This window comes from Pantoea sp. B_9 (assembly GCF_008632015.1).
Classification (GTDB): domain Bacteria; phylum Pseudomonadota; class Gammaproteobacteria; order Enterobacterales; family Enterobacteriaceae; genus Pantoea; species Pantoea dispersa.
Genome location: NZ_VWVL01000001.1, coordinates 187716 through 204060 on the forward strand (window position 1 = coordinate 187716; position 16345 = coordinate 204060).

Sequence of the window (16345 nt, forward strand, 5' to 3'; positions counted from 1 at the left end):
AATGAGGGATGTATGAATTTTCTGGTCACCGGCGCGGCAGGATTTATTGGTTTTCACGTTAGTCAGCGTTTGCTGGCTGCCGGTCACCAGGTTGTTGGTATCGATAACCTGAATGATTACTACGATGTCAGCCTGAAACAGGCGCGCCTCGACCAGATTACCGCACATCCCGCGTTTACTTTCCTTAAAATGGACCTGGCGGATCGCCAGGCCATTTCTTCCCTGTTTGAACAGCATGCTTTTGCGCGCGTGATCCATTTAGGCGCACAGGCAGGGGTTCGCTATTCCATCGAGAATCCGCACGCCTACGCTGATGCCAACCTGATTGGTCACTTAAATATTCTGGAAGGTTGCCGTCATCATAAGATTGGCCACCTGCTGTATGCTTCATCGAGTTCGGTTTATGGCCTGAACCGTAAAATGCCGTTCTCCACGGATGATTCGGTTGATCATCCGGTATCACTTTATGCTGCGACGAAAAAAGCCAACGAATTAATGTCGCATACCTATTCACACCTTTACCAATTACCTACCACCGGATTGCGCTTCTTTACCGTTTATGGTCCGTGGGGCCGTCCGGATATGGCGCTGTTTAAGTTCACCCGCGCGATGCTGGCCGGTGACGCGATTGATGTGTATAACCGCGGCCAGATGACACGTGACTTCACCTATATTGATGATATTGCCGAAGCGATTGTGCGTTTGCAGGACGTGATTCCGCAGGCAGATGAAAACTGGACGGTGGAAAACGGCTCGCCTGCCACCAGTTCGGCGCCGTATCGCGTGTACAATATTGGCAATAGTCAGCCTACCAGCCTGATGACTTACATTGAGTCGCTGGAAAAAGCGCTGGGGATTGAGGCGAAGAAAAATATGCTGCCGATGCAGCCCGGCGATGTATTAGGCACCAGTGCAGACACCCAGCCGCTGTATGACGCGATAAATTTCCGCCCGCAGACCAGCGTAGAGCAGGGCGTGCAGCGTTTTGTTGACTGGTACCGCGACTTCTATCAGCAGTAAATCGCGATAAAAAAAGGAAGCCAGCGGCTTCCTTTTTTCTTACCCGGTGTAAAACAGAGCATAGCGCCAGGGCTGGCATGCTGCGAAGCACTGGTTCCTTACAGCAGGAAATCGTCCAGTTGTTTACCTTGTTCTTCAATCGCTTTTTTAATCACGGCTGGCGTACGTCCCTGGCCGGTCCAGGTACGGTTCTCACCGTTTTCATCGACGTAACCATACTTCGCCGGGCGAGCCGCGCGTTTGGCTTTACCTGGCGCTTTGGTTTCCGCTAATGCCTGCAGCAGTTCGTTTGGATCAATACCGTCTGCCATCAGCATTTCACGATATTGTTCCAGCTTACGGCTGCGCTCGGCATTTTCCGCCTGGGCAAGAGATTCTTCTTCACGACGTTCATTCACCACAACCTCAAGTTTTTCCAGCATCTCTTCCAGTGTTTCCAGAGAGCATTCCCGAGCCTGCGCGCGCAATGTACGGATATTATTAAGAATTTTAAGTGCTTCGCTCATTGTCCTAATCTCAAAATATAATAAATGGAGTTGTTCTGCCGCCTCATAATAGTGGCGGTGAAAAATAACTGCAATAGCCAGATTAAAAAGCAAAACGTAAAGTTAATGTTGTTAAGCTTTTTAAGGCGCTATTTATTATTCTTTTTATAGATTTGATAGCACAGGTTTTGCAGGGATAAATACCGCTGTGCCCCTTTCGCCCGGGCATCAGCGCTAATAATGCTGAATAAAATTGCTGCATGATGACGGCTTTGACATAACGTGCGAAATGTTGATAACGATGCTGCTGATCTATGATGATGGCGTTAATTTGAGCAGTTGATAAAAATAATGCATCGCAACAGTGCAGCAGCTTTATGATAGACTCACGCGCAACAGTTTCAGGCAGTGACAAGAGACATTTTATGGCGCAACTCTATTTTTATTACTCAGCGATGAACGCGGGAAAATCCACCGCACTGCTGCAGTCTTCCTACAATTACCATGAGCGCGGCATGCGTACGCTGGTGTATACCGCGGAAATTGACGACCGCTTCGGCGCCGGAAAAGTCAGCTCGCGTATTGGTCTTTCGTCTCCGGCTTTTTTATATAACGCGCAGACCAACCTGGAAAGTGAAATAGCGGAACAGCACGCGAAGCAGACGGTTCACTGTGTACTGGTGGATGAGAGCCAGTTTCTGACGCGTGAGCAGGTGAAAGCCCTGTCGGACGTGGTAGATAATCTGGATATTCCGGTGCTGTGTTATGGTCTGCGTACCGACTTTCGCGGTGAGTTATTTACCGGCAGTCAGTATTTACTGGCCTGGGCCGATAAGCTGGTGGAATTGAAAACCGTGTGTCACTGTGGACGCAAAGCCAGCATGGTGTTACGGCTGGATGCGCAGGGTAAACCGTTCAGCGAAGGGGAGCAGGTGGTGATCGGTGGTAATGAGCGCTATATCTCTGTGTGCCGCAAGCACTATAAACAGGCGATTAATGACGGCTCGCTAAACGCCATTTACGGTTCACAACTGCCTCACGCCTGAATAGCCGCAGCATAAAAAAAACCCGCCGCAGCGGGTTTTTTTGTATCAGGCCAATCAGGCCTTTTTGGTTTTCTTCTCACTCTTTACGGTTTTAGCTTCACCCTCAGCGGCAACACTGTTATCTGCTTCTGAGAACTCACGGCCATAGAAGGTATCCAGCATGATTTGTTTCAGTTCAGCAATCAGCGGATAGCGTGGGTTAGCGCCGGTACACTGGTCATCGAACGCATCATCCGCCAGCTTGTCGACTTTCGCCAGGAAGTCAGCTTCCTGCACGCCCGCTTCGCGGATAGAAGTTGGGATGCCCAGCTGAGTTTTCATCTCTTCCAGCCATGCCAGCAGTTTTTCAATTTTCTGCGCGGTACGGTCACCGGCAGCGCTCAGACCGAGATGGTCAGCAATCTCAGCATAGCGGCGGCGTGCCTGCGGACGGTCGTACTGGCTGAAGGCGGTCTGCTTGGTTGGATTGTCATTCGCGTTGTAGCGAATCACGTTACAAATCAGCAGGGCGTTGGCCAGACCGTGTGGAATATGGAACTCAGAGCCCAGTTTATGCGCCATGGAGTGACACACGCCGAGGAAGGCGTTGGCGAAAGCGATACCGGCAATGGTCGCCGCATTATGAACACGCTCACGCGCCACAGGATTTTTCGCGCCGTCACGGTAGCTGGCAGGCAGATTCTCTTTCAGCAGCTTCAGTGCCTGCAGCGCCTGACCGTCAGAGTATTCGTTGGCCAGTACCGATACGTAGGCTTCCAGCGCATGGGTGACGGCATCCAGACCCCCAAAGGCGCACAGCGAACGCGGCATCTCCATCACCAGATTGGCATCGACAATCGCCATATCCGGCGTCAGGGCATAGTCTGCCAGCGGATATTTCTGGCCGGTGGCATCGTCAGTCACTACCGCAAACGGCGTAACTTCTGAACCGGTACCGGAAGTGGTGGTGATGGCCACCATGCGCGCTTTGACACCCATTTTCGGGAACTTGTAGATACGTTTACGGATGTCCATAAAGCGCAGCGCCAGTTCTTCAAAGTGGGTTTCCGGATGCTCGTACATCACCCACATAATCTTGGCCGCATCCATCGGTGAACCCCCACCCAGGGCGATGATCACGTCAGGTTTGAAGCTGTTCATCTGCTCGGCACCTTTACGCACGATGCTCAGCGTTGGGTCTGCTTCTACTTCAAAGAACACTTTGGTTTCAATCCCGTGCGACTTCAGCACGCGGGTGACCTGGTCAGCATAACCGTTGTTGAACAGGAAGCGGTCGGTGACGATAAAGGCGCGTTTTGCACCGTCAGTCGCCACTTCTTCCAGCGCGATTGGCAGAGAACCGCGGCGGAAGTAGATAGACTTCGGAAGTTTATGCCACAACATATTTTCAGCTCGCTTGGCCACGGTTTTCTTGTTGATCAGGTGTTTTGGACCCACGTTTTCAGAGATAGAGTTACCACCCCATGAACCGCAGCCCAGCGTGAGTGAAGGGGCCAGCTTGAAGTTATACAGGTCACCGATCCCGCCTTGTGAAGCCGGGGTGTTAATCAGGATGCGCGCGGTTTTCATTTTGTCGCCGAAGAAGTTAACGCGCTCGCGCTGGTTATCCTGGTCGGTATAAAGACATGAGGTGTGGCCGATACCGCCCATTGCCACCAGTTTTTCTGCTTTATCCACCGCATCGTAATAATCTTTCGCGCGGTACATGGCCAGCGTTGGCGAGAGCTTCTCATGGGCGAATGGCTCAGACTCATCCACCAGTTTCACTTCACCAATCAGAATTTTGGTGCTCACCGGCACGCTAATCCCTGCCAGTTCAGCAATTTTGTAAGCCGGCTGACCGACAATCGCCGCGTTCAGCGCGCCATTTTTCAGGATGATATCCTGCACCGCTTTCAGCTCTTTACCCTGCAGCAGGTAGCCACCGTGGCTGGCGAAGCGCTCACGCACGGCGTCATAGACAGAATCCACCACAATCACTGACTGTTCAGACGCGCAAATCACGCCGTTGTCGAAGGTTTTTGACATCAGGATCGAGGCAACCGCGCGTTTGATATCGGCCGTTTCGTCAATCACTACCGGAGTGTTACCCGCGCCCACACCAATCGCTGGTTTGCCGGAGCTGTAAGCCGCTTTCACCATGCCCGGACCACCGGTGGCGAGAATCAGGTTGATATCCGGGTGATGCATCAGCTGGTTAGAGAGCTCAACCGATGGCGCATCAATCCAGCCAATAATGTCTTTTGGCGCGCCGGCCGCGATAGCAGCCTGCAGTACGATGTCAGCCGCTTTGTTGGTGGCATCTTTGGCACGTGGATGAGGAGAGAAGATGATACCGTTACGGGTTTTCAGGCTAATCAGAGCCTTGAAGATGGCGGTAGAGGTCGGGTTGGTGGTGGGCACGATGCCACAAATCAGGCCAATCGGCTCAGCGATGGTGATGGTGCCAAAGGTATCATCGGTGTCCAGCACGCCACAGGTTTTTTCGTCTTTGTAAGCGTTGTAGATATATTCGGAAGCGAAGTGGTTTTTGATGACTTTATCTTCAACGATACCCATGCCGGATTCGGCAACGGCCATTTTGGCGAGAGGGATACGGGCATCGGCAGCGGCGAGGGCGGCCGCACGGAAAATGGTATCAACTTGTTCCTGACTAAAATTGGCGTATTCGCGCTGTGCCTTTTTAACACGTTCTACCAGTGCGTTAAGCTCGGCAACATTAGTAACGGCCATAATACTCTCCTAAGGAAGTTAAACTTTTTTAGTAAACAAGCCTGAATCCAGAAGTATAGTCTCGTTACGCTTATGGATAGCTAAGGATGGCGATGCCCGTGCCGTTGCTTACTAAAAAGGTTTTTCCGCCAGGATGACCTGTGTCACAGGGTTGAGTTCCGATGGGCTAAGATTACCCCTGATGGGGTAGGCGATTTATGATGCAGATCAATTTAACTATCAGCTGACACCTTTCAGCGCTCACTTTTGCAAGTAAAGTTAGCGTCGACAGCTACAAAAGCCGATCTGACCCGCTGCAGGCCAATAACATCGCGCTAACAGTAGCGGAATAAACTGGGATAGTGCTTTAAGTGCAGCATTTATTTCTGCGTTAGCCTCTGGTGTTTCGCCAGGCTTTTGCACTACATTAAGCGCGATTTTTTTCGCCATCACCTGGAGCCCACCGTGACCCCTGCGCTACTCGATCTTTCTGGCTACATTAAATTTTTTGTGGGTTTGTTCGCGCTGGTTAACCCGGTCGGCATTATTCCGGTATTTATCAGCATGACCAGCTACCAGGCGGTGGCGGAGCGCAATAAAACTAACCTGACCGCGAACCTGGCGGTGGCGATTATCCTCTGGACCTCGCTGTTTCTTGGCGACGGTATCCTGCATCTGTTTGGTATCTCGATTGACTCTTTCCGCATCGCCGGTGGCATTCTGGTGGTCACCATCGCCATGTCGATGATTAGCGGCAAGCTGGGTGAAGACAAACAGAACAAGCAGGAGAAGTCAGAAACGGCGATTCGTGAAAGCATCGGCGTGGTGCCGCTGGCGCTGCCACTGATGGCAGGGCCGGGCGCGATCAGCTCGACCATTGTCTGGAGCTCGCGTTATCACAGCTGGCCAAATCTGCTGGGCTTTACCCTGGCGATTGCGATATTTGCCTTCTGCTGCTGGTTATTGTTCCGGGCCGCACCGCTGATGGTGCGCGTATTGGGACAAACCGGTATCAACGTCATTACGCGTATCATGGGGCTGCTGCTCATGGCGCTGGGCATTGAATTTGTCGTGACCGGAATGAAAGCCCTGTTTCCAGGATTACTGAATTAACGGCGGTTATTTTTTATCGCTAAGCGCTTTGTGAACCAGAATGGTGCAAATAAATGAAATATTGCACCATTATAGTGATTTTATTTGTCGCGCTTAATATCGGCCCGACCGCATCAGTTTTACTACTGGTGTTATCCCGCACACAGCCTGAGTCTCAAAATACTGTGATAATCGTCACAGTATATCCCTCTGCTCTGCAAATCATCCGCAGTATCATTCTATAGCTTGTGCTGTAAATCTGAATAAATATCCGGGCTTCAGCATTAAAAGCAGCAATATTCGTAAATATTATAAAGTTAGTTGATTAACGAATAATTAACGTGCAAATCAGGCTGAAATTAATTATTTATCAGTGGGTTAATCGATAATTCTGCTCAAGAATTAACACTTTTCCTGTGCGCGGCAACGTGATAAAAGAGAATCAGCTAACATTTTTGTGGTTTAGCTTTGGCGTGCGGGCAACGCTTCTGATAATTTTCGGCTCACCGCAAAATTTTTTATCTGCTAGCAACAAATGTGTACGCTTCTTGCTTACTGCTATCAGGTTTATGTTGAAGGTTGATATTGGTTGATGAAAAGCATGGTAGCGAAAACGGCAGCGCGCACGTTTCTGGCGCTTTGCCTCTCCAGTGCGCTGGCGCAAAGTCAGGCCGCTGAGATCCCAGCCGGGACGTCATTAGCGGATACGCAACGCATCGTTATTAACAACGGCAGCGAAGTGTCCTCACTTGATCCGCAAAAAGTCGAGGGCGTGCCGGAATCCAATGTGATTCGCAATCTGCTGGAAGGACTGGTTGAGACCGACAACAACGGTCAACTGGTGCCCGGCGTGGCGCAGCAGTGGCAAAATCAGCAGGGCCGCATCTGGACATTCACGCTGCGTAAAGATGCCCGCTGGAGCAATGGTGAACCGGTCACCGCGCAGGATTTTGTCTACAGCTGGCAGCGTCTGGCCGATCCGCGCACCGCCTCGCCGTACGCCAGCTATTTGCAGGCTGCGCACATCAGCAACATTGATGCCATTCTGGCTGGTAAAGCTGCGCCTTCCCAGCTGGGCGTGAAAGCGCTGGACGACCATCATTTGCAGGTTACGCTCTCCGAACCGGTACCGTATTTTGTTGATATGCTGGCTCATACTTCGATGAAACCGGTGTATCGTCCGGCGGTAGAGCAGTGGGGCGATGCCTGGACACAGCCGCGGCATTACGTGGGTAATGGCGCTTACACGCTGGCGGACTGGGTGGTGAATGAGCAGATCGTGGTGAAGCGTAATCCGCACTACTGGGACAATGCCCATACCACGCTGGACGAAGGCGTATTTCTGGCACTCACCTCTGAGAATAGCGATATAAACCGCTATCGCAGTGGCGGCACCGACATGACCAACAGCGTGGTGCCGCCCGATATGTTCAAAAAGCTGCAGCAGGCGCTTGGAGATGAAGTAAAAGTCAGCCCGCTGCTGTGCACCTTCTATTACGAAATCAATAACAAGAAAGCGCCGTTTGACGACGTCCGCGTACGCAACGCGCTGAAGTTAACGCTCGACCGCGACATCATCGCGCAGAAAATTATGGGGCAGGGACAGATCCCGGCCTACGGCCTGACGCCGCCCTTTATTCACGGTATTGCTCTCAATACGCCTGCGTGGGCGCAGCAGACGCAGGCGCAACGTAACGCGGCAGCGAAGCAGTTGCTGGCGGAAGCTGGCTTCAATGCCCAGCATCCGCTGCGTTTTACCCTGCTGTATAACACCTCAGAACAGAACAAGCGTCAGGCGATCGCGGCTGCCTCGATGTGGCAAAAGAATCTCGGTGCGCAGGTCACGCTGCAAAATCAGGAGTGGAAAACGCTACTGGAGACCCGTCATCAGGCACAGTTTGATGTGGTGCGCGCCACCTGGTGTGCGGATTACAACGAGCCATCCAGCTTCCTCAATCTGCTGCTGAGTGGCTCCTCCATCAATACCGCGTTTTATCACAGCGCCGCATTTGATGCGCTGATGGCGCAAACGCTCAACACCGCTGATGACGCGCAGCGCGCGCAGCTCTATCAGCAGGCGGAACAACAGCTGGATCAGGATTCACCGATCATCCCGGTTTACTACCGCGTTAGCGTGCGGCTGGTGAAGCCGTGGGTGGGCGGTTTCAGCGGCAAAGATCCGCAGGATATGCTGGCGCTGAAATACTATTACATAAAGAAACATTGAGTAATGTGACGATCCGGCGCTACAGTCGGGCGTCACGTTGCCGTGGTAACCCTGCAGGGTGGTAGTGATCTTCGCGCAGACAGGCGGAGATCTCCCGGAAACGGGGTACGCCGGGCGGTCAGCCGACCCGGTGACGATAATAAAACTGGAGCGTAATAATGAACAACATCACGAAAAAAAGCCTGATCGCCGCAGGCGTACTGGCGGCCATCGGCGCGCTGGCAGGGAATGCTGCACTGGCGGCCAACGTACCGGCGGGTACCGAATTGGCAGCGAAACAGGAACTGGTGCGCGGCAATGGCGATGAAGTGCAGTCGCTGGATCCGCACAAAATCGAAGGCGTGCCGGAAGATAATATCGCCCGTGACCTGTATGAAGGTCTGATCGTGAGCGACAGCAACGGCAAGCCGGTTCCGGGCGTCGCGGAAAGCTGGGAAAACAAAGACTACAAAGTCTGGACCTTCCATCTGCGTAAAAATGCCAAATGGTCAAACGGCGAGCCGGTCACCGCGCAGGACTTCGTCTACAGCTGGCAGCGTCTGGTCGATCCAAAAACCGCCTCGCCTTATGCGAGCTACCCGCAGTATGGCCACATCCTCAACGTGGATGACATCATCGCCGGTAAAAAACCGACCTCCGATCTTGGCGTGAAAGCACTGGATGACCACACGCTGGAAGTGACGCTGAGCGAGCCGGTACCGTACTTCGATAAGCTGCTGATTAACGCGGTGATGTCACCGGTGTATAAGCCCGCCATTGAGAAGTTTGGCGACCAGTGGACGCAGCCGCAGAACTGGGTCGGCAACGGTGCATTTAAACTGGAATCTCACGTGATCAACGAACGCGTGACGCTGGTGCGTAACCCGGAATACTGGGACAACGAACATACCGTACTGAATAAAGTCACCTTCCTGCCAATCAACTCCGAAGTCAGCGATGTGAACCGTTATTTCTCCGAGAACGGCAGCGACATCACTTACAACAACATGCCGATCGAGCTGTTTAAAAAACTGCAGCGTGATAACGGTAAAGAGCTGATGGTGAAACCGTATCTGTGCACCTACTACTATGAAATCAACAACCAGAAAGCACCGTTTACCGATGTTCGCGTGCGTACCGCGCTGAAGCTGGGTCTGGATCGCGACATCATGGTGAACAAAGTGCTGGCGCAGGGTCAACAGCCGGCCTACAGCTTCACACCGCCAGCCACTGACGGCATGGAACTGCTGCCGCCGGACTGGTACAAGTGGGATCAGAACAAGCGTAACGAAGAAGCGAAGAAACTGCTGGCCGAAGCCGGTTATACCGCCGACAAACCGCTGACCTTCAACCTGCTGTATAACACCTCCGATCTGCACAAAAAACTGGCGATTGCCGCTTCGTCTATCTGGAAAAAGAACATCGGCGTGAACATCAAGCTGGAAAACCAGGAGTGGAAAACCTTCCTGGATACCCGTCATCAGGGCAACTTCGATGTCTCCCGCGCAGCATGGTGTGCCGACTATAACGAACCGACTTCCTTCCTGAACATCATGCTGTCGGACAGCAGCAGTAACACCTCGCACTATAAGAGCGCGGACTTCGACAAAGTGATTCACGATGCGGTGAAAGCGGCGGATGACAAAGCGCGCGTGGCCGATTATCAGAAAGCAGAGCAGATCCTGGATAAAGACAGCACCATCGTGCCGGTTTACTACTACGTGAACGCGCGTCTGGTGAAACCGTACGTTGGCGGCTACACCGGCAACGATCCGCTGGATAAAACCCTGGATAAGAACCTGTACATCATTAAGCATTAATAGCACTCAGGCTATCGACAGTGGCGGTGCTGCGGCGCCGCCTTTTTGACTTTGTGAAGCAACAGCCTGGTAGGTACGGCAATGTTAAAATTCATCCTGCGTCGGCTCCTTGAAGCCATCCCGACGCTATTCATTCTGATCACCATCTCCTTCTTTATGATGCGACTGGCACCCGGCAGTCCGTTCACCGGCGAGCGTGCGCTGGCGCCGGAAGTCATGGCCAACATTGAGGCCAAATATCATCTCAACGACCCGATCGGCAAACAGTATCTCAGCTACCTGGTGCAGCTGGCACACGGCGATTTCGGGCCGTCGTTTAAATATAAAGACTACTCGGTTAACTACCTGGTCGGTCATGCGTTTCCGGTATCGGCCAAACTGGGGCTGGCAGCCTTCTTCCTTGCGGTGGTGCTGGGCGTCACGGCGGGGGTTATCGCCGCGCTGAAGCAAAACAGTTTGTGGGATTATGCGGTCATGGGGGTGGCGATGACCGGGGTGGTCATTCCCAGCTTCGTGGTGGCACCGCTGCTGGTACTGATCTTTGCCATCACCCTGCGCTGGCTGCCGGGTGGCGGCTGGAATGGCGGGCAGTGGAACTACATGCTGCTGCCGATGGTGGCGCTGTCACTGGCTTACATCGCCAGTATCGCCCGTATCACCCGCGGCTCGATGATTGAAGTGATGCACTCTAACTTCATCCGCACCGCGCGTGCGAAAGGTCTGCCGCTGCGCCGTATTGTGCTGCGCCACGCGCTGAAGCCGGCGCTGCTGCCGGTGCTCTCCTATATGGGGCCGGCGTTTGTTGGCATCATCACCGGTTCGATGGTAATCGAATCAATCTACGGTCTGCCGGGCATCGGTCAGCTGTTCGTCAACGGCGCACTAAACCGTGACTACTCACTGGTGATGAGCCTGACCATTCTGGTCGGCGTGCTGACCATCCTGTTCAACGCGATCGTTGACGTGCTGTACGCCGTTATCGATCCGAAAATTCGTTACTGATGGTGGAGCTCGCTCATGATGTTAAGTAAGAAAAATAGCGAAGCTCTGGACGCGTTCAGCGAAAAGCTGGAAGTGGAAGGGCGCAGCCTGTGGCAGGACGCACGTCGCCGCTTTATTCATAACCGTGCGGCCCTTATCAGCCTGCTGGTGCTGCTGGTAATTGCGCTGTTCGTGGTGTTCGCCCCGATGCTGGCGCAGTTCAAATATGATGATACCGACTGGGCGATGATGTCTGCACCGCCGGACACCACCTCAGGGCACTGGTTTGGCACCGACTCCTCGGGACGTGACCTGCTGGTGCGCGTGGCGATTGGCGGCCGTATCTCACTAATGGTTGGCATCGCTTCAGCGCTGATCGCGGTGTTGGTGGGCACGCTGTACGGTTCGCTGGCCGGCTACCTTGGCGGGAAGATTGACTCGGTGATGATGCGTATCCTGGAAATCCTCAACTCGTTCCCGTTTATGTTCTTCGTCATCCTGCTGGTGACCTTCTTTGGCCGCAATATCCTGCTGATCTTTGTTGCCATTGGCATGGTGTCATGGCTGGATATGGCGCGTATCGTGCGCGGCCAGACGCTGGGACTGAAGCGCAAAGAGTTCATCGAAGCGGCGCAGGTCGGCGGCGTTTCTACCGGCAATATCGTGCTGCGCCACATCGTGCCGAACGTGCTGGGCGTGGTGGTGGTGTATGCCTCGCTGCTGGTGCCAAGCATGATCCTGTTTGAATCCTTCCTGAGCTTCCTTGGCCTCGGTACCCAGGAGCCACTGAGCAGCTGGGGCGCGCTGTTGAGCGACGGCGCCAACTCGATGGAAGTATCACCGTGGCTGCTGATGTTCCCGGCGGGATTCCTGGTGGTGACGTTGTTCTGTTTCAACTTTATCGGCGATGGCCTGCGTGACGCCCTCGACCCGAAAGATCGTTAAGGAGTTTCCCGATGACCCATCATGATACTCAGCAGCCGCTGGCGGCTGCACCTGCGGGAAACGCTAACCTGCTGCTGGACGTTAAAGATCTGCGCGTCACCTTCAGTACTCACGACGGCGACGTGACCGCTGTGAACGACCTCAACTTTTCCCTGCGCGCCGGTGAAACGCTGGGCATTGTCGGTGAATCCGGCTCCGGAAAATCGCAAACCGCGTTTGCGCTGATGGGACTGCTGGCGAAAAATGGTCGCATTGGTGGCTCGGCGCAGTTTAACGGCAGCGAAATCCTCAATCTGCCGGAAAGCAAGCTGAACAAGCTGCGCGCGGAACAGATTGCGATGATTTTCCAGGACCCGATGACATCGCTCAATCCGTACATGCGCGTCGGCGAACAGCTGATGGAGGTGCTGAAACTGCACAAAGGCATGAGCAGCGCCCAGGCGTTTGAAGAGTCGGTGCGCATGCTGGATGCGGTAAAAATGCCGGAAGCGCGCAAGCGCATGAAAATGTTCCCGCACGAGTTTTCCGGTGGCATGCGTCAGCGCGTAATGATCGCCATGGCGCTGCTGTGTCGGCCAAAGCTGCTGATTGCCGATGAGCCAACCACCGCGCTGGATGTCACCGTGCAGGCGCAGATCATGACGCTGCTGAATGAGCTGAAGCGTGAATTTAACACCGCCATCATCATGATCACTCACGATCTCGGCGTTGTTGCCGGGATCTGTGACAAGGTACTGGTGATGTATGCCGGGCGCACCATGGAGTATGGCCGTGCGCGTGATGTGTTCTACCAGCCGGCCCATCCGTACTCGATCGGTTTGCTGAGCGCGGTGCCGCGTCTTGACGCGGAGGGGGAGTCGCTGACCACCATTCCCGGCAACCCGCCCAATCTGTTGCGTCTGCCGCAGGGCTGTCCGTTCCAGCCGCGCTGCGCTTATGCCATGGATATTTGTGCCAAATCACCGCCGCTTGAACCGTTTGCCGAAGGGCGCCTGCGCGCCTGCTTCAAACCGGTGGAGGAGTTAGTATGAGCACCGTAATTGAAGAGAAAAAAGTGTTGCTGGAAATCGCCGATCTCAAGGTGCATTTCGATATCAAAGACGGCAAGCAGTGGTTCTGGCAGCCGCCGAAAACCCTGAAAGCGGTGGATGGTGTCAGTCTGCGTCTGTATGAAGGCGAAACTCTCGGCGTGGTCGGTGAGTCCGGCTGCGGCAAATCCACGCTGGCGCGCGCCATTATCGGTCTGGTGAAAGCCACCGACGGGCGCGTGGCGTGGCTGGGGCGCGATCTGCTGGGCCAAAGCCAGGAAGAGTGGCGTCAGGCGCGCAGTGACATTCAGATGATCTTCCAGGACCCGCTGGCCTCGCTCAACCCGCGTATGACCATTGGTGACATCATCGCCGAACCGCTGCGCACCTACTATCCAAAGATGCCGCGTCAGGAAGTGAAGGATAAGGTTAAAACCATGATGATGAAGGTCGGTCTGCTGCCGAACCTCATCAACCGCTATCCGCACGAGTTCTCCGGTGGCCAGTGCCAGCGTATCGGTATCGCCCGTGCACTGATTCTTGAGCCGAAGCTGATTATCTGTGATGAGCCGGTGTCGGCGCTCGACGTGTCGATTCAGGCGCAGGTGGTCAACCTGCTGCAGAAACTGCAGCGTGAAATGGGGCTGTCGCTGATCTTCATCGCGCATGACCTGGCGGTGGTGAAGCACATCTCTGATCGCGTACTGGTGATGTATCTCGGCCACGCGGTTGAGCTGGGGACCTATGATGCGGTATATAACGATCCGCAGCATCCGTATACCAAAGCGCTGATGTCGGCGGTGCCGATTCCTGATCCGGACCTGGAGAAGAATAAGCAGATTCAGCTGCTGGAAGGGGAACTGCCGTCGCCGATCAATCCGCCATCAGGCTGCGTATTCCGTACCCGCTGCCCGATTGCCGGCCCGGAGTGCGCCAAAACCCGACCGCTACTCGAAGGCAGTTTCCGCCATGCGGTGTCCTGTCTGAAGGTTGATCCGCTATAAGAGCGGTGCCATAAACAACAACGCCGGGCAGTGCCCGGCGTTTTTTTATGCGCTGCGGCTTATTCACGCCACAGAATATGACATAGCTTGTGGTCTTTTTCACGGCACAGCAGGATGCGCGCGAACACATCGGTAATCGGTTCGCCGTCCGCTTCACCAAGGCCGATCACCACTTCTGAGAAGAAGTCAGGGTTGAGATCGAAATCCACATGTTCCTGCCAGTCTTCGGATGGATCAAACAGCTCGGCGCCGCCGCGCTCTTCAAATTGCAGATTGAACAGAATGATGTCTGCCGGATCGAGGTTATCGCCTGCCAGCTCAAGAAAAATATCGTAAGCCTGTTCCAGCGTTTCATCTTCAGTAAGGCGATTATTTAAATCCATGGTCATTCCTGCTTGCCCTGAGGCGGTAATATTTTCGCTCGTTTTACAGTAAAGGGCTAAAGAAGTAAAACAGTCGTTCGACGATGCGCTGCCACCAGGCACGTTTTGCCCAGCGCGCGCCGTCCAGCAGACGCGAACGGGCGATATAATCATCCTGGACGGTGGCGAGATCGCTACCAAAGCCGTCATCATCCACCACCAGCGTGATCTCGAAGTTGAGCCACAGGCTGCGCATATCCAGGTTCACCGTGCCCACCAGGCTGAGCTGACCGTCCACCAGCACACTCTTGGTGTGCAACAGGCCATCTTCAAACTGATAGATTTTCACCCCGGCTTCCAGCAGTTCAGTGAAGAAGGCGCGGCTGGCCCAGCCGACCAGCAGCGAGTCATTGTGGCGCGGTACAACAATGCTCACCTCAACGCCACGCAGCGCGGCGGTACAGATGGCGTGCAGTAAGTCGTCGCTCGGCACGAAGTAGGGCGTGGTCATGATCAGCTGCTCGCGCGCAGAATATACCGCCGTCAGCAGCGCCTGATGAATCATGTCCTCCGGGAAGCCCGGACCTGAGGCGATCACCTGAATGGTGTGACCGCTCTCCTGCTCAAACGGCATCACATTGCCGTCCGGGGCCGGCGGCAGAATACGTTTGCCGGTTTCGATTTCCCAGTCGCAGGCGTAGACGATGCCCATGGTGGTGGCCACCGGGCCCTCCATGCGCGCCATCAGATCAATCCATTGACCCACGCCAGCATCCTGTTTAAAGAAGCGCGGATCCACCAGATTCATGCTGCCGGTATAGGCAATGTAGTTATCGATCAGCACCACTTTGCGGTGCTGACGCAAATCCATGCGGCGCAGGAACACACGCCACAGGCTGACCTGCAATGCCTCGACCACATCAATACCGGCGTTGCGCATCATGCCCACCCACGGACTGCGGAAGAACGCTACGCTGCCGGCGGAGTCCAGCATCAGGCGGCAGTGCACGCCGCGCCGTGAGGCAGCCATCAGTGATTCCGCCACATCATCAGCCAGACCACCCGGCTGCCAGATGTAGAACACCATCTCAATATTATGGCGCGCCAGCTGAATATCGCGGATCAGCGCCTGCATCACGTCATCGGCGCTGGTCAGCAGCTGCAGCTGATTGCCTTTAACGCCGGCAATACCCTGACGATGACGGCACAGCTCGAACAGGGAGCGCGCCACGTCGCTGTGTTCAGTCGCGAAAATGTGACGACACTGTTTCAGGTCGTTGAGCCATTTGGCGGTCGAGGGCCACATGGTGCGGGCGCGTTCTGCGCGACGTTTACCTAAATGCAGTTCGCCAAACGACAGATAGGCGATAATACCCACCAGCGGCAGAATGTAGATGATCAGCAGCCAGGCCATCGCCGAGGTCACCGCACGCCGCTTCATCAGGATGCGCAGCGTAACCCCGGCAATCAGCAGCCAGTAGCCAAACAGCAGCAACCAGCTGATAAGGGTATAAAATGTGGTCATAAAGTGGACGTCCCGTTCGCGCTTTGATGGGCAAAGTTTACGTGTTGATCTGCGCCAGCGAAACCTTTAATCGTTGATGACGTTTCGATGAAGGTTTCGATTTGGCATTTTTAGCCAGA

Annotated in this window: 14 protein-coding genes; 9 read left to right on the plus strand and 5 right to left on the minus strand. The window is 54.3% G+C overall.

Annotated elements, in window-relative coordinates; translation table 11 throughout:
• Positions 1-12 precede the first annotated feature (12 nt).
• Positions 13-1020 carry an NAD-dependent epimerase gene (locus tag F3I21_RS00900; RefSeq protein WP_058757710.1) on the plus strand — a complete coding sequence of 336 codons (1008 nt, stop codon included), beginning with the start codon at positions 13-15 and terminating at the stop codon, positions 1018-1020.
• Between the two features lie 98 nt (positions 1021-1118).
• Here F3I21_RS00900 and hns read toward each other — a convergent pair whose 3' ends face one another.
• Positions 1119-1526, minus strand: a complete 408-nt coding sequence (hns, locus tag F3I21_RS00905) for a histone-like nucleoid-structuring protein H-NS (protein WP_031280215.1) — start codon at positions 1524-1526, stop codon at positions 1119-1121.
• A gap of 82 nt (positions 1527-1608) precedes the next feature.
• Positions 1609-1920: a hypothetical protein gene (locus F3I21_RS00910; protein WP_150057945.1), complete on the minus strand. Its 312-nt coding sequence runs from the start codon at positions 1918-1920 to the stop codon at positions 1609-1611.
• 10 nt (positions 1921-1930) lie between these two features.
• Here F3I21_RS00910 and tdk point away from each other — a divergent pair, with 10 nt between their 5' ends.
• On the plus strand, positions 1931-2551 hold the full coding sequence (tdk, locus tag F3I21_RS00915; protein ID WP_058757709.1) for a thymidine kinase: 621 nt from the start codon (positions 1931-1933) through the stop codon (positions 2549-2551).
• Between the two features lie 54 nt (positions 2552-2605).
• Here the strand turns inward: tdk and adhE are convergent, their stop codons facing one another.
• Entirely contained in the window at positions 2606-5284 is a 2679-nt protein-coding gene (gene adhE, locus F3I21_RS00920; protein WP_150057947.1) for a bifunctional acetaldehyde-CoA/alcohol dehydrogenase, read from the minus strand.
• A gap of 444 nt (positions 5285-5728) precedes the next feature.
• Here adhE and F3I21_RS00925 point away from each other — a divergent pair, with 444 nt between their 5' ends.
• The 7 genes from F3I21_RS00925 (at position 5729) to oppF (ending at position 14339) form a co-directional block, all read left to right on the plus strand.
• The gene (locus F3I21_RS00925) at positions 5729-6376 is read left to right on the plus strand and encodes a YchE family NAAT transporter (RefSeq protein WP_031280216.1); all 648 of its coding nucleotides are present in this window, start codon (positions 5729-5731) and stop codon (positions 6374-6376) included.
• 571 nt (positions 6377-6947) lie between these two features.
• Complete coding sequence (locus F3I21_RS00930) at positions 6948-8582, plus strand: ABC transporter substrate-binding protein (protein ID WP_058758641.1); 1635 nt, start codon at positions 6948-6950, stop codon at positions 8580-8582.
• Positions 8583-8740: 158 nt separating this feature from the next.
• A complete protein-coding gene (gene oppA / locus F3I21_RS00935; protein WP_021510084.1) occupies positions 8741-10381 on the plus strand; it encodes an oligopeptide ABC transporter substrate-binding protein OppA in 1641 nt (546 codons plus the stop codon).
• Between the two features lie 81 nt (positions 10382-10462).
• Positions 10463-11383, plus strand: a complete 921-nt coding sequence (gene oppB, locus F3I21_RS00940) for an oligopeptide ABC transporter permease OppB (RefSeq protein WP_021510085.1) — start codon at positions 10463-10465, stop codon at positions 11381-11383.
• Positions 11384-11398: 15 nt separating this feature from the next.
• Positions 11399-12307, plus strand: a complete 909-nt coding sequence (gene oppC, locus F3I21_RS00945) for an oligopeptide ABC transporter permease OppC (protein WP_021510086.1) — start codon at positions 11399-11401, stop codon at positions 12305-12307.
• 11 nt (positions 12308-12318) lie between these two features.
• Positions 12319-13338 (plus strand): ABC transporter ATP-binding protein, encoded by a 1020-nt coding sequence (locus F3I21_RS00950; RefSeq protein WP_021510087.1) that lies wholly within the window; start codon positions 12319-12321, stop codon positions 13336-13338.
• On the plus strand, positions 13335-14339 hold the full coding sequence (gene oppF / locus F3I21_RS00955; protein ID WP_021510088.1) for a murein tripeptide/oligopeptide ABC transporter ATP binding protein OppF: 1005 nt from the start codon (positions 13335-13337) through the stop codon (positions 14337-14339). The genes F3I21_RS00950 and oppF overlap by 4 nt, the downstream gene beginning before the upstream one ends.
• A gap of 59 nt (positions 14340-14398) precedes the next feature.
• Here oppF and F3I21_RS00960 read toward each other — a convergent pair whose 3' ends face one another.
• Both F3I21_RS00960 and cls read right to left on the minus strand, forming a co-directional pair.
• The gene (locus F3I21_RS00960; protein WP_013509338.1) at positions 14399-14728 is read right to left on the minus strand and encodes an HI1450 family dsDNA-mimic protein; all 330 of its coding nucleotides are present in this window, start codon (positions 14726-14728) and stop codon (positions 14399-14401) included.
• Positions 14729-14765: 37 nt separating this feature from the next.
• Entirely contained in the window at positions 14766-16226 is a 1461-nt protein-coding gene (cls, locus tag F3I21_RS00965) for a cardiolipin synthase (protein WP_021510090.1), read from the minus strand.
• Positions 16227-16345: the final 119 nt, after the last annotated feature.

Excerpts from the sequence above, each read along its gene's own strand:
- adhE (WP_150057947.1), bottom strand. The coding sequence starts at position 5,284 with ATGGCCGTTACTAATGTTGCCGAGCTTAACGCACTGGTAGAACGTGTT.
- F3I21_RS00960 (WP_013509338.1), bottom strand. The coding sequence starts at position 14,728 with ATGACCATGGATTTAAATAATCGCCTTACTGAAGATGAAACGCTGGAA.
- oppF (WP_021510088.1), top strand. The coding sequence starts at position 13,335 with ATGAGCACCGTAATTGAAGAGAAAAAAGTGTTGCTGGAAATCGCCGAT.
- F3I21_RS00950 (WP_021510087.1), top strand. The coding sequence starts at position 12,319 with ATGACCCATCATGATACTCAGCAGCCGCTGGCGGCTGCACCTGCGGGA.
- cls (WP_021510090.1), bottom strand. The coding sequence starts at position 16,226 with ATGACCACATTTTATACCCTTATCAGCTGGTTGCTGCTGTTTGGCTAC.
- tdk (WP_058757709.1), top strand. The coding sequence starts at position 1,931 with ATGGCGCAACTCTATTTTTATTACTCAGCGATGAACGCGGGAAAATCC.
- oppB (WP_021510085.1), top strand. The coding sequence starts at position 10,463 with ATGTTAAAATTCATCCTGCGTCGGCTCCTTGAAGCCATCCCGACGCTA.
- oppA (WP_021510084.1), top strand. The coding sequence starts at position 8,741 with ATGAACAACATCACGAAAAAAAGCCTGATCGCCGCAGGCGTACTGGCG.
- hns (WP_031280215.1), bottom strand. The coding sequence starts at position 1,526 with ATGAGCGAAGCACTTAAAATTCTTAATAATATCCGTACATTGCGCGCG.
- oppC (WP_021510086.1), top strand. The coding sequence starts at position 11,399 with ATGATGTTAAGTAAGAAAAATAGCGAAGCTCTGGACGCGTTCAGCGAA.
- F3I21_RS00900 (WP_058757710.1), top strand. The coding sequence starts at position 13 with ATGAATTTTCTGGTCACCGGCGCGGCAGGATTTATTGGTTTTCACGTT.
- F3I21_RS00930 (WP_058758641.1), top strand. The coding sequence starts at position 6,948 with ATGAAAAGCATGGTAGCGAAAACGGCAGCGCGCACGTTTCTGGCGCTT.